Annotated in this window: 10 protein-coding genes; 9 read left to right on the top strand and 1 reads right to left on the bottom strand. The window is 65.3% G+C overall.

Going from position 1 to position 12712, the window contains the following annotated elements; genetic code table 11:
• The 5 genes from IVB36_RS30930 (at position 1) to IVB36_RS30950 (ending at position 5303) form a co-directional block, all read left to right on the top strand.
• A complete protein-coding gene (locus tag IVB36_RS30930; RefSeq protein WP_026233030.1) occupies positions 1-1119 on the top strand; it encodes a hemolysin family protein in 1119 nt (372 codons plus the stop codon).
• Complete coding sequence (lnt, locus tag IVB36_RS30935; protein WP_018455804.1) at positions 1116-2729, top strand: apolipoprotein N-acyltransferase; 1614 nt, start codon at positions 1116-1118, stop codon at positions 2727-2729. Before IVB36_RS30930 ends, lnt begins: the two co-directional genes overlap by 4 nt.
• A 210-nt stretch (positions 2730-2939) precedes the next feature.
• Positions 2940-3353, top strand: coding sequence for a helix-turn-helix transcriptional regulator (locus tag IVB36_RS30940; protein ID WP_007598327.1), 414 nt, complete (start codon positions 2940-2942; stop codon positions 3351-3353).
• Positions 3354-3438: 85 nt separating this feature from the next.
• The gene (locus IVB36_RS30945) at positions 3439-4596 is read left to right on the top strand and encodes a M20 family metallopeptidase (protein WP_026233029.1); all 1158 of its coding nucleotides are present in this window, start codon (positions 3439-3441) and stop codon (positions 4594-4596) included.
• On the top strand, positions 4593-5303 hold the full coding sequence (locus IVB36_RS30950; RefSeq protein WP_018455802.1) for a tRNA (guanine(46)-N(7))-methyltransferase TrmB: 711 nt from the start codon (positions 4593-4595) through the stop codon (positions 5301-5303). The genes IVB36_RS30945 and IVB36_RS30950 overlap by 4 nt, the downstream gene beginning before the upstream one ends.
• Here the strand turns inward: IVB36_RS30950 and IVB36_RS30955 are convergent.
• On the bottom strand, positions 5300-6382 hold the full coding sequence (locus IVB36_RS30955; protein WP_018455801.1) for a DUF2336 domain-containing protein: 1083 nt from the start codon (positions 6380-6382) through the stop codon (positions 5300-5302). The genes IVB36_RS30950 and IVB36_RS30955 overlap by 4 nt on opposite strands.
• A gap of 364 nt (positions 6383-6746) precedes the next feature.
• Here IVB36_RS30955 and rimP point away from each other — a divergent pair, with 364 nt between their 5' ends.
• The 4 genes from rimP (at position 6747) to infB (ending at position 12618) form a co-directional block, all read left to right on the top strand.
• Complete coding sequence (gene rimP / locus IVB36_RS30960; protein ID WP_018455800.1) at positions 6747-7526, top strand: ribosome maturation factor RimP; 780 nt, start codon at positions 6747-6749, stop codon at positions 7524-7526.
• Between the two features lie 2 nt (positions 7527-7528).
• Positions 7529-9139 (top strand): transcription termination factor NusA, encoded by a 1611-nt coding sequence (nusA, locus tag IVB36_RS30965; RefSeq protein ID WP_007603900.1) that lies wholly within the window; start codon positions 7529-7531, stop codon positions 9137-9139.
• Positions 9140-9161: 22 nt separating this feature from the next.
• Positions 9162-9845 (top strand): RNA-binding protein, encoded by a 684-nt coding sequence (locus IVB36_RS30970; protein WP_018455799.1) that lies wholly within the window; start codon positions 9162-9164, stop codon positions 9843-9845.
• Positions 9846-9915: 70 nt separating this feature from the next.
• Complete coding sequence (gene infB, locus IVB36_RS30975; protein WP_018455798.1) at positions 9916-12618, top strand: translation initiation factor IF-2; 2703 nt, start codon at positions 9916-9918, stop codon at positions 12616-12618.
• Positions 12619-12712: the final 94 nt, after the last annotated feature.

Consider the following 12712-nt stretch of genomic DNA (forward strand, 5'->3'; position numbering starts at 1 on the left):
ATGCCGGATTCGGACCCGACTCACGACAATCCGCGCAACACGGCCAATTTACCGGTCGTGGTGACCTCAGGCGAGGTGATGCGCCCGACCGCGGAGGGCTGGCTGCTGCGTGCCATTCGCAGCCTGTTCGGCTGGAAGGCAGGTTCGGTGCGCGACGACCTCCAGGTCGTGCTCGACGCCACGACGCCCGACGACACCGGCTTCTCGACGGTCGAGCGCACCATGCTGCGCAACATCCTCGGCCTGCACGAGCGTCGCATCGCCGACGTCATGGTGCATCGCGCCGACATCGTCGCGGTCAAGCGCGACATCCCGCTCGGCGAGTTGATGGACCGTTTCGAGAGCGCCGGCCATTCGCGCCTCGTGGTCTACAACGAGACGCTCGACGATCCCGTCGGCATCGTCCATATCCGCGATCTGCTCGCCTTCATGACCGCGCGTGCGCGCGTGTCGGGGGTCACGAAAACCAAGCGCAAGAAACCGCTGCCGGCCGGGCTCGATCTGCGTACGGTCGATCTCGCGCTACCGCTCGAGGAAGCGCGCATCATCCGCAAGCTGCTCTACGTGCCGCCGTCGATGCGGGCGATCGACCTGCTTGCGCAGATGCAGGCCACCCGCATCCATCTGGCGCTGGTGGTCGACGAATATGGCGGCAGCGACGGCCTGGTCTCGCTCGAGGACATCGTCGAGCAGATCGTCGGCGAGATCGACGACGAGCATGACAGCGACGAGCCGCCCTCGATCGTGCGGTTGCCCGACAACGCCTTCATCGCCGACGCCCGCGCCAGCCTCGACGACGTCCGCACCGTGATCGGCGAGGACTTCGTCACCGGCGAGGCCGGCGAGGAAGTGGAGACGCTGGGCGGCTATCTCGTCAGCTTCGTCGGGCGCCTGCCGGTGCGCGGCGAGGTGATCTCGGGCCCCGGCCATTACGAGATCGAGGTGCTCGATGCCGATCCGCGCCGGGTCAAGCGACTGCGGATCTCGACGCGAAAGGAGCGTCCCGCGCCGCGCACCCAGCGCGAGAGCCGGCGCCGCGAGGCTGCGCCGGATGGCAGCCAGCCGACGGCCAGCGACACGCCCACCCCGCCGCCAAGCGACGGGACCGGTCCGCAGTGAGCCCTTTCCAGCGATTTCGCCAGATCGCGCTTGCCATCATCCTGACCTGGGGATGGAAGCGCGCGCTCGTCGCGATGGCTGCCGGCGCGCTCTCGGTGCTGGCGCTGGCGCCGTTCAACGCCTTCCCGGTACTGTTCATCACCTTCCCGGTGTTGGTCTGGCTGATCGACGGCGCCGGCGCCGGACGATATCGCGGCGTCCCCGCCGCGGCGCTTACCGGCTACTGGTTCGGCCTCGGCTATTTCGTGCCCGGCCTCTACTGGATCGGCTACGCCTTCTTCGTCGACGCCGATGTATTCGCCTGGCTGACGCCGTTCGCCGTGCTGGGCCTGCCGGCCTATCTGTCGATCTTCACGGCAATGGGCTTTGCGCTCGCCCGCCTGCTCTGGACCAAGAACGCGACGCGCGTGCTTGCGCTCGCGGCAAGCCTCACCATCACGGAATGGCTGCGGGGTCATGCGCTGACCGGCTTTCCCTGGAACGCGTTCGGCTATGCGCTGTCCGAGCCGCTGCCGCTGGCACAAACGGCGTCGCTGATCGGCCTGTGGGGCATGACGTTCCTGACGGTTGCGATCTTCGCAAGCCCCGCGGCGCTGATCGACCGCACGCCCGATCGCCGCCTGGCGTGGCGCGCACCGGCCGCGGCCCTGGCGCTCCTGCTGGTCATGAGTATCTTCGGCGCGATCCGCCTGTCGCTGCATCCGACCACGATGGTCGCGGGCCCCAAATTGCGCCTGATGCAGCCGGATCTCCAGCAGGACGCGAAATTCAACTACGCCGCCAAGGCGGAGGTGATGAAGAAATATCTGGCCTTGTCGGACCGCGCCTCCGGACCGCAATCGACCGGCGTGCGCGATGCCACCATCCTGATCTGGCCGGAATCCGCCTTTCCGTTCTTCCTGACTCGCGAAGCCGATGCGATGGCGCAAATCGCGGAGCTTCTGCCCAAGGGCACGGTGCTGATCACGGGCTCTGTCCGCGCGCCCGACCTGCCGCGGGGCACGCCGATCACACGCGCCTATAATTCGATCTACGTGATCGACCACGACGGCAGCGTGCTCTCTATGTACGACAAGCTGCATTTGGTGCCGTTCGGCGAGTTTCTTCCCTACCAGGGCCTGATGGAGAAGCTCGGTTTCGAGCAACTCACGCGTGTGCGCGGCGGCTTCATTGCCGGCACCGTGCGCCATGCGCTGCCGGTCCCCGGCGCGCCGTCCGCGCTGCCGCTGATCTGCTACGAAGCAATCTTTCCCGGCGAGGTGGCCGGACGCAATGAACGTCCGGGCTGGATCGTGAATCTCACCAATGACGGTTGGTTCGGAATTTCGACCGGTCCCTACCAACACCTCGAACAGGCGCGGATGCGCGCGATCGAGCTCGGATTGCCGCTAGTTCGCTCCGCCAATACCGGCGTTTCCGCAGTGATCGATCCGGTGGGACGCATCGTCGCCAGCCTCGGTCTCGGGATCGAAGGCATTTTGGATGCAAATCTGCCCGCCGCGATCCCGCCGACTATCTATGCGCGCGTGGGCGATGTCCCCGCGGCCATGTTTGTCGCGCTCGCCGTGTTTCTGGCGGTCCGCCGACGTGTTGCCAAACGGCGTCCCTGATCACGCAGCCGCGGCCGATAGCTTTTGACAACCGTAGTCCCACGGTTGACAGACTGCACGCGGCCTCCTCATTCTGCACCGGCTGCAAAAGACAGTGGGTATTGCTAAATTTCTCCGCAATGTTTCCCAATAACAGGGTCTGATTTTGACGTTGCTTACACCTCAGGCATTCCTGATTGCGCCGAAGGTGATGTTTGGAGGGCTGAGGAAATGTCGAAAGCGCCCAACCCTGTTGACAAATATGTCGGCAGTCGCGTGCGGATGCGCCGCATCATGTTGGGCATGAGCCAGGAAAAGCTCGGTGAAGCTTTGGGCCTGACTTTCCAACAAGTTCAGAAATACGAGAAGGGCACAAACCGGGTCGGCGCGAGCCGCATCCAGCAAATTGCCGAAATTCTCCAGGTGCCGGTGTCCTTCCTGTTCGAGGGCGGTCCGAGCGGCGTGGCGGGGCCGGACGGCTTCGCAGAAGGCGCATCGCCGTCTTACGTCTCGGATTTCCTCGCGACTTCCGAAGGACTCGCTTTGACCAAGGCGTTCACCCGAATCACCGATTCGAAGATGCGCCGCTCGATCGTCGATCTCGTCGAGCAGATTGCGGCCCGCGAAGGCCCCGACAAGCGCTGACGCGCCATCTCAATCCGATTTGAGACTGCGTCAAATCTGGCCTATGTCGTCATTTGTGGCCGCGCTTTGATGCGCGTCCTCCTTGATGATGCGATTCAAAGGCACAGATGCGCCCATGGCCAGCTCCAATTGGTTCGATTCTCAAACTATTCTCGATGGCATCCGCCGCTGGGTGGAGGTCGAGACGCCAACGGACACGCCTGAACAGGTCAACAAGCTCGTCTCGATGGTCGCGGAGCAATACCGCGATCTCCCTGTTACGCTCGAGCGCATCGCCGGTGTCGATGGTTGCGGCGATCATCTCGTGGCGCGCTCGACCTGGGGCCAGGACCGGCCGGGCATCCTGGTGCTGAGCCACCTCGATACCGTTCACCCCATGGGATTCATCGAGCGCCTGCCGTTCAAGGTCGAAGGCGACAGCGCGTTCGGTCCCGGCATCTACGACATGAAGGGCGGCGCCTACATCGCCCACCACGCCTTTCGCGCGCTTTGCGCCACGGCCGATCGCCGGCCGCTCGGCATCACCCATCTGTTCACTTCGGACGAGGAGATCGGCAGCCCCACCTCTCGCGCACTCATCGAGACCGAAGGGCGCAAGGCGAAGTACGTGCTGGTGACGGAGCCGGCGCGCGAGGGCGGCAAGATCGTCACCGGTCGCAAGGGCGTCGGGCGATTCGAAGTGTTCATCAAGGGCGTGCCCGCGCATGCCGGCACGCGGCCCCAGGATGGCCGCAGCGCGATCCGCGAGCTTGCCAACGTCATCCTGGCGCTGGAGGCGATGAACGATCTGGCGCGCGGCGTCACCGTCAATGTCGGCGTGGTGCGCGGCGGCACGCGGCCCAACGTGACGCCGGAAGAAGCCTATGCTGAAATCGATCTGCGCGTGCCGAGCTTCAAGGACGCGGATGAATTCGTCGGCAAGATCCTCGCTTTGACATCGAAGACAGATGGCGTCACCGTCAAGGTCACGGGCGGGCTCAATCGTCCGCCTTACGAGAAGAGCAATGCAGGCGCTTCGCTGTACGAACATGCAAAGACGGTTGCCACGGAGATCGGCTTCGATCTGGTGGACGTTCACACCGGCGGCGGCTCGGACGGCAATTTCACTGCCGCCCACACCGCGACGCTCGACGGGCTCGGCGTCGACGGCAAGGGCGCGCACACCCATTATGAGCAGCTCTATGTCTCGTCGCTCGCACCGCGCGCGCGGCTGCTCCACCGCCTCTACCAGACGCTACGATGAGTGAGCGCAAATCAGATCCGGATCGCGAGGACAGCGAGCGCGCCTTCTTCGGACGCCGCAAGGGCCACAAGCTCAGGCAGCACCAGGCCGAGCTGATCGATCATCTGCTGCCGCGTCTTGCGCTCGCCATCGACCGCGCAGCACCGGCGGATGCCCGCGAGATCTTCGCCCCCGCAGCCGACGATTTGCGGCTCGAGATCGGCTTCGGCGGCGGCGAGCATCTTGCGGCGGAAGCGCAGACCTTCGCCACAACCGGCTTCATTGGCTGCGAGCCTTACGTCAACGGCATGGCGAAGATCCTCGCGCAGATCGAGGCCGCCGAGATCGGCAACATCCGCCTGTTCGCAGGCGATGCCGCCGAGCTCCTGGCCTGGCTGCCGGAAGCTTCGCTGTCGCGGATTGACCTGATCCATCCCGATCCCTGGCCGAAACGGCGGCACTGGAAGCGGCGCTTCGTCCAGGACCGGACCATCGCCGCGATGGCGCGCGTGCTGAAAGCCGGCGCCGAATTTCGTTTCGTCTGCGACATCGACGATTACTGCGCCTGGACGCTGTCGCATCTGTCGCGCTCGCAGGACTTTGTCTGGCTCGCGGAGCGCGCCGATGATTTTCGCCTGCCGTGGGCCGGATACACGATGACGCGCTACGGCCGAAAGGCCACGCGCGAGGGGCGCAAGGCGGCGTATCTGCGGTTCAGGCGGGTCTAGATCGTCTGCCGGTTGCGCCAGAAATTCACGACGCGCTCGGCGGTCGTCGGCATCAAGCGCGTGAAATTCGCGCGCGCCTGCTCAAGATCGGCATCGGCTGGCGTGCGATTCGGGCCGTGCCACATCAGGATCAGCGCCCGCACCGTCGGCCAGCTGACATTCAGCACACGCCCCAGAACCAGGATTGGATCGTAGCGGTCGCCCGTGATCAGGCGGTCGAGGACCGAGAGGCGGACTCCGGACATCGCCGAGAGCGAAGCGATCGCCTCCTCGTATTTGTAGGCCTTCGCGAAGCCAAACAGCGCGCTCTCGCCAAGATGGCCCCCGCGATGCAAGGCCAGCACCGTACGTTGCGCTCCCGAGAAATCGCGACGCGGGCCCGGCGGCAGCGTGGCTTCCTCGATGGCCGCCATGGCGCGCGTGATCTCGACCTGGCGCACGGGATTGACCACGCTCGAGAGGCGACGGCGGATGACGTCGAGCGTACCGTCGAGAAGCTGTTTCAGGTTCTCACCCGAAAGATCGCTGCGCTGGCCGATCCTGAGCGTCAGCACGCCATCCTGCGCGGCACGCTTGATCAGCTCCGAATAGCTGCCAAGCGAGAACACCGCGCCGGCATTGCCCGCGGCGCGGCGCACCACGTCGCGATCGCCGCGCTCGACCAGCACGTCGGTGATGACAGCCGACAGCGTGGGGCGTTCGCTCATCGCCAGCAGATGTCCCTGGCCCTTCAGTCGCGCGATTTCGACGAGAGCGGCGTCGTCGAGCACGGGCGAATGGCGCAGCACGGGGCCCGCCACCGCGATTTCGTTTTCGCGCGCGAGCTCGCTCACGAGACGCCGCGGCGCGTTGTTCAGGCGCGAGAAGCGTTCGGCGAGATCGACGCGCGAGGCGAGCTCGGCATGCGGGACGAGATCGATCAGCAGATTGTCGAAGAGATCGATGACATCGGGACGGAGGTTCTCGGCGTCCTGAAAGAACAGTTGGGAAATGGCATGCGCGATCTCGCCGCGACGCCGCGGGTCGCCGCGTTTGACGATATCGTCCAGTCCGGGAATGAGCGACGTGGCAACGGTCATGAAAACGCAAACTCGTAGGGGGCACGCCGCGGGTACGCCCTGGTCCAAGCCGCCCCACAATCAGGGAATCTAGGCCTTGGAGGTGAAGGAAGCGTTGCGCCAGCGGGCCGCACAGCGGGCGCAAAAAGCCTCGCGCGCCGTGCAATGGGCCTTGTCCGAGAGGGCGGAAAGGGCTATATCACCGGCAATTCATCTTCTCATACGATCCGCGTAGTGAGAGTGGGCCCGAAAGGACCCGCTCTTTTTTATTACCTGAACGCGGCCTGGTGGAAGATGTGCGGCCCGCCGATCTGTCGGGAGAGTTCCGAAGCGGGCTTGAAAGCTTAACCAAGCCTTAACCATACCGAGCGCCTTGACCTCTGACATGACCGAACCGAACCCTGGTTCCACGGATGCCGAATTGCTGGCCGAGCCGAGGCTCGTGGTCGAGCCGGGCGTCGCGGCGCGGGTGTCCGCGGTCGCGGGGCCGGTGCTCGAAGGCATGGGCTACCGCCTGGTGCGGATCCGCATTTCCGGGGAATCCGGCTGCACCGTGCAGGTTATGGCAGAGCGGCCGGACGGCTCGATGCAGATCGAGGATTGCGAGGCGATCTCGCGGGCACTGTCGCCCGTGCTCGACGTCGCCGATCCCGTCGATCGCGCCTATCGGCTGGAAATCTCCTCACCGGGGATCGACCGCCCGCTGGTGCGCCGCTCCGATTTCGAGCGTTATGCCGGCCATCTGGTGAAGGTCGAAATGGCTGTCGCCCATGAGGGGCGGAAGCGGTTCCGCGGCACGATCGGCCCCGTCGAAGGCGACCGCGTGCATCTGCATCGCGACGACATCAAGGCGGGCGAGGCTGCCGACGTTCTCCTGACGATGGAAGACATCGCCGAGGCACGGCTGGTGCTGACGGACGAGCTGATCGCGGAATCCATGCGCCGCGGCAAGGCCCAGGCCCGCGAAATGCGCCGCAATCTCGGCCTCGAGCCGCCGGCGGCGCCGCACGCCAGCATCAGCGAAAAAACGACCAAGAACACCAAGCCGACTAAGAAACCGACGCCGGCCGCGACGAAGAAGCCGGCTCCGACCAATACCAAGAAACATCGCCTGGCCGCCGAACGCGCGCGACGGGGCGAAATCGATCCTGACGAAGGAGACTAGCCATGGCAGTCAGCGCCAATCGACTTGAATTGCTTCAGATCGCCGACGCCGTTGCGCGCGAGAAATCGATCGACCGCGGCATCGTCATCGCGGCGATGGAGGATGCCATCGCCAAGGCGGCGCGGGCCCGCTACGGCAGCGAGACCGACGTTCACGCCGAGATCGACCCGAAGAAGGGCGAGCTGCGGCTGTCGCGCCACATGCTGGTGGTCGAGACGGTCGAAAACCATTCCAACCAGATTTCGCTGGTGGATGCGCAGCGCGCCAATCCCGGTGCCCAGGTCGGCGACACCATCGCCGACACCCTGCCGCCGCTGGAATATGGCCGCATCGCCGCGCAATCCGCCAAGCAGGTGATCGTGCAAAAGGTGCGCGAAGCCGAGCGCGACCGGCAATATATGGAATTCAAGGACCGCATCGGCGACATCGTCAACGGCGTCGTCAAGCGCGTCGAATATGGCAGTGTGATCGTCGATCTCGGCCGCGGCGAGGCCATCATCCGCCGCGACGAGATGCTGCCGCGCGAAGTGTTCCGCAACGGCGACCGCGTCCGCGCCTACATCTTCGATGTCCGCCGCGAGACCCGCGGGCCGCAGATCTTCCTCTCCCGCACCCATCCGCAGTTCATGGCAAAGCTGTTCGCGCAGGAAGTGCCCGAGATCTATGACGGCATCGTCGAGATCAAGGCGGTCGCCCGCGATCCCGGCTCGCGCGCAAAAATCGGCGTGATTTCTCGTGATTCCTCGGTCGATCCGGTCGGCGCCTGCGTCGGTATGCGCGGTTCGCGCGTGCAGGCGGTGGTGAACGAATTGCAGGGCGAGAAGATCGACATCATCCCCTGGTCGCCCGACATCGCGACCTTCGTGGTCAACGCGCTGGCGCCGGCCGAAGTCTCCAAGGTCGTCATCGACGAAGACCGCGAGCGCATCGAGGTCGTCGTGCCCGACACCAACAACCAGCTCTCGCTGGCGATCGGCCGCCGCGGCCAGAATGTGCGTCTGGCCTCGCAGCTCACCGGCTGGGACATCGACATCCTGACCGAGCAGGAGGAATCGGAGCGCCGCCAGGCCGACTTCGAGAACTCCACCCGCGTCTTCATGGAATCGCTCAATGTCGACGAAGTGGTCGGCCAGTTGCTGGCGTCCGAAGGCTTCACGTCGGTCGAGGAACTCGCGATGGTGGACGTCAAGGAACTCGCCGGCATCGAAGGTTTCGACGAGGAGACCGCGCAGGAACTCCAGAACCGCGCCCGGGAATATCTCGAACAGCTGGAAGCCGAGCTCGAGGCCAGGCGCAAGGAACTCGGCGTCGAGGACGCCGTGAAGGACGTGCCCGGCGTCACCTCGAAGATGCTGGTGAAGTTCGGCGAGAACGACATCAAGACGGTCGACGACCTCGCCGGTTGCGCCACGGACGATCTGGTCGGCTGGACCGAGCGCAAGGAAGGCGGCGAGCAGACCAAATATCCGGGCGCGCTCGATGGCCTGGAGATCTCCCGTGACGATGCTGAAGCGATGATCATGCAGGCCCGCGTCAAGGCCGGATGGATCACCGAGGCCGATCTCGCCAAGCCTGCTGAAGAGGCCGAGGCGACCGAAGATCAGCCGGCTTAGGGCGAAGGAGGATGTCACCCGGATGCTCGCCGATACTGACCCCGAACTCGACCATGGACCGCGGACCGAAAGGTCCGCGACCGTGCGGATGTGTGCGGTCAGCCGCGAGGTCCGGCCGATCGACGAGCTGATCCGCTTCGTCGTCTCGCCGCAAGGGCACATAGTTCCCGATCTCAAGCGCAAGCTGCCCGGACGCGGCATGTGGGTCACCGCCTCGCGCGAGGTGGTTGCGGAAGCCGTTCGGCGTCACCATTTTACGAAAGCCTTCAAGCGCGAGCTGCGCATCCCTCAGACGTTTCCCGCCGACCTCGAGGCGCTCCTGGTCCGGAGCGTGGTCGAAGCCCTTGGGATTGCGGCCAAGGCGCGCCAGATCGTCGCCGGTTTCGGCAAGGTCGAAAGCGCGCTTCGGGAGGGTACGGTCGAGGTCCTGATCCATGCCAGCGACGGGGCCGCGGACGGAATCCGCAAATTGGACATGCTGGCGCGTCAAAATGAGGGAAATCGCGGCGCCAAGCCGGAGATTCCCGTCGTCACTGCACTAAAATCGACAGAATTGGATTTGGCACTTACCCGGTCAAATGTGATACATGCTGCCCTGCTCGCGGGCCCGGCGAGCAAGTCATTCCTGTCACGTAGCCAGATGCTGGTCCGATACCGGATGGCGGACGCTGACAGGACTGCCGAAAAGCCCGGCCAGGATTTCTGAGAGACAACGACCACCCGATAGCACGGTGCGGCAACGCACAAGACAACAAGATCAGGATTAGGACTGCTTAATGGTTGATACCAAGACCCCTGGCGACAAGAAGCTGAGCGTTCCGAGCAAGACGCTATCGCTCAAGCCGCGCGTCGAAACGGGCACCGTGCGCCAGAGCTTCAGTCATGGCCGTAGCAAGCAGGTCGTGGTCGAGAAGCGTGGCAAGCGCCGTGTCGACGGCAGCCCTGAACCGCAGGTGGCCGAAGTGGCGAAGCCCGCGCCGGCCGCCGCGCCCAAGCCTGCCCCGGCACGCCCCGCGCCGCCGCGCAACGCCGGCTCCGGCGTGGTGCTGCGCACGCTGACCGAGGACGAACGTTCCGCCCGCGCCAGCGCGCTGGCCGATGCCAAGGTGCGCGAAGTCGAAGAGCGCCGCCATGCCGAGGAAGAGGCCCAGCGCCGCGCGGTCCGCGAAAGCGCCGAGCGTGCTGATCGTGAGGCCGCCGAAGCCCGCCGCAAGGCCGAGGAGGAGCGTCACCGTCACGAGGAGGAAGCCAAGCGGAAGGCCGAAACCGAGGCCAAGAAGCGTTTTGGCGAAGGCGAGCAGCCGCAATCTGTGGCGCGCCCTGCAACGGGGACCTCGGCCGCTCCTGCAGCGCGGCCCGGAGCGCCGATGGCGCGACCCGGCACAACCACCACGGCACGCCCGGGAACAACGACCGCGCGACCCGGAACGACCACGCAGCGGCCGGGAGGCCCGGTGGGCCGCGCCCCCGCCGTCGCAGCCGGACCGGACGAGGACGACGGTCCGCGCCAGATCCGTCGCGGCCCCGGCGGCGCTGCGCGGCCTGTGGTCGCTCCCAAGCCCACCCACAAGCCCGGCCCGCAGAAGGAGCGCGGCCGCCTGACGGTCGTCACCGCCTTCAATGCCGACGACGTCCGCGAGCGCTCGATCGCCTCGTTCCGCCGCCGCACCCAGCGCCTGAAGGGCCATGCCGCGAACGAGCCGAAGGAAAAGCTCATCCGCGAGGTGGTCATTCCGGAAGCGATCACCATCCAGGAGCTCGCCAACCGCATGTCGGAGCGCGCGGTGGAAATCATCCGCATGCTGATGAAGCAGGGCGCGATCCACAAGATCACCGACGTGATCGATGCCGACACTGCGCAGCTGATCGCCGAGGAGCTTGGTCACACCGTCAAGCGCGTTGCCGCGTCCGACGTTGAAGAAGGCCTGTTCGACGCCATCGACGATTCGACCGACACCGAGCCGCGCTCGCCGGTGGTGACGGTGATGGGTCACGTCGACCACGGCAAGACCTCGCTGCTCGATGCGCTTCGTCATGCCAACGTGGTCTCCGGCGAAGCCGGCGGCATCACCCAGCATATCGGCGCCTATCAGGTGCTGTCGCCCGAAAGCGGCAAGAAGATCACCTTCATCGACACGCCCGGCCACGCCGCGTTCACCGCGATGCGCGCGCGCGGCGCCAAGGTGACCGACATCGTCGTGCTGGTGGTTGCGGCCGACGACGGCGTGATGCCGCAGACGATCGAAGCCATCAACCACGCCAAGGCGGCGCGGGTGCCGATCATTGTTGCCATCAACAAGATCGACAAGCCCGACGCCAAGCCCGAGCGCGTGCGCACCGAGCTGCTCCAGCACGAGGTGCAGGTCGAATCCTTCGGCGGCGAAGTCGTCGATGTCGAAGTGTCGGCGAAGAACAAGACGAATCTCGACAAGCTGCTCGAGATGATCGCGCTCCAGGCCGACATCCTCGACCTCAAGACCAATTCGGATCGTCCGGCCGAAGGCACCGTGATCGAAGCCAAGCTCGATCGTGGCCGCGGTCCGGTCGCGACCGTTCTGGTCCAGCGCGGCACGCTCCGTGTCGGTGACATCATCGTCGCCGGCGCCGAAATGGGCCGCGTCCGCGCGCTGATCTCGGATCAGGGCGAGACGGTGCAGGAGGCAGGTCCATCCGTGCCGGTCGAGGTGCTCGGCTTCAACGGTCCGCCGGAAGCCGGCGATCGTCTCGCCGTGGTCGAGAACGAAGCCCGCGCCCGCCAGGTCACCAGCTACCGCGCGCACCAGAAGCGCGAGAACGCGGCTGCCTCGATCTCCGGCATGCGCGGCTCGCTCGAGCAGATGATGTCGCAGTTGAAGACGGCGGGCCGCAAGGAATTCCCGCTGATCATCAAGGCCGACGTGCAGGGCTCGCTGGAAGCGATCCTCGGCTCGCTGGAGAAGCTCGGCACCGACGAAGTCGCCGCGCGCATCCTGCATGCGGGTGTCGGCGGCATCTCGGAATCGGACGTGACGCTCGCGGAGGGCTTCAACGCCGCGATCATCGGCTTCTCGGTTCGTGCGAACAAGGAGGCCGCTGCGGCCGCCAAGCGCAACGGCATCGAGATCCGCTACTACAACATCATCTACGACCTCGTGGACGACGTGAAGAAGGCCATGAGCGGCCTGCTCGCGCCGACCCTGCGGGAAACCATGCTCGGCAATGCCGCGATCCTGGAGATCTTCAACATCTCCAAGGTCGGCAAGGTCGCCGGCTGCCGCGTCACCGACGGCACCGTGGAACGCGGCGCCAACGTGCGCCTGATCCGCGACAACGTCGTCGTGCACGAAGGCAAGCTGTCGACGCTGAAGCGCTTCAAGGACGAAGTGAAGGAAGTCCAGTCCGGTCAGGAATGCGGCATGGCCTTCGAGAACTATCACGACATGCGCGCCGGTGACGTCATCGAGTGTTACCGCGTGGAGACGATCCAGCGCTCCCTGTAAGTCCAAATCTTACCGAAGCGCCTGGATCTTTTTTGAACTGAATTGCGGGAGTACGATGGCCGGATTTTTTCCGGCCATCCACCCCTCTTCGTTT

This window comes from Bradyrhizobium sp. 35 (genome assembly GCF_023073215.1).
Classification (GTDB): Bacteria; Pseudomonadota; Alphaproteobacteria; order Rhizobiales; family Xanthobacteraceae; genus Bradyrhizobium; species Bradyrhizobium canariense_D.

Excerpts from the sequence above, each read along its gene's own strand:
- IVB36_RS30930 (WP_026233030.1), top strand. The coding sequence starts at position 1 with ATGCCGGATTCGGACCCGACTCACGACAATCCGCGCAACACGGCCAAT.
- IVB36_RS30940 (WP_007598327.1), top strand. The coding sequence starts at position 2,940 with ATGTCGAAAGCGCCCAACCCTGTTGACAAATATGTCGGCAGTCGCGTG.
- IVB36_RS30945 (WP_026233029.1), top strand. The coding sequence starts at position 3,439 with ATGATGCGATTCAAAGGCACAGATGCGCCCATGGCCAGCTCCAATTGG.
- IVB36_RS30950 (WP_018455802.1), top strand. The coding sequence starts at position 4,593 with ATGAGTGAGCGCAAATCAGATCCGGATCGCGAGGACAGCGAGCGCGCC.
- IVB36_RS30955 (WP_018455801.1), bottom strand. The coding sequence starts at position 6,382 with ATGACCGTTGCCACGTCGCTCATTCCCGGACTGGACGATATCGTCAAA.
- rimP (WP_018455800.1), top strand. The coding sequence starts at position 6,747 with ATGACCGAACCGAACCCTGGTTCCACGGATGCCGAATTGCTGGCCGAG.
- nusA (WP_007603900.1), top strand. The coding sequence starts at position 7,529 with ATGGCAGTCAGCGCCAATCGACTTGAATTGCTTCAGATCGCCGACGCC.
- IVB36_RS30970 (WP_018455799.1), top strand. The coding sequence starts at position 9,162 with ATGCTCGCCGATACTGACCCCGAACTCGACCATGGACCGCGGACCGAA.
- infB (WP_018455798.1), top strand. The coding sequence starts at position 9,916 with ATGGTTGATACCAAGACCCCTGGCGACAAGAAGCTGAGCGTTCCGAGC.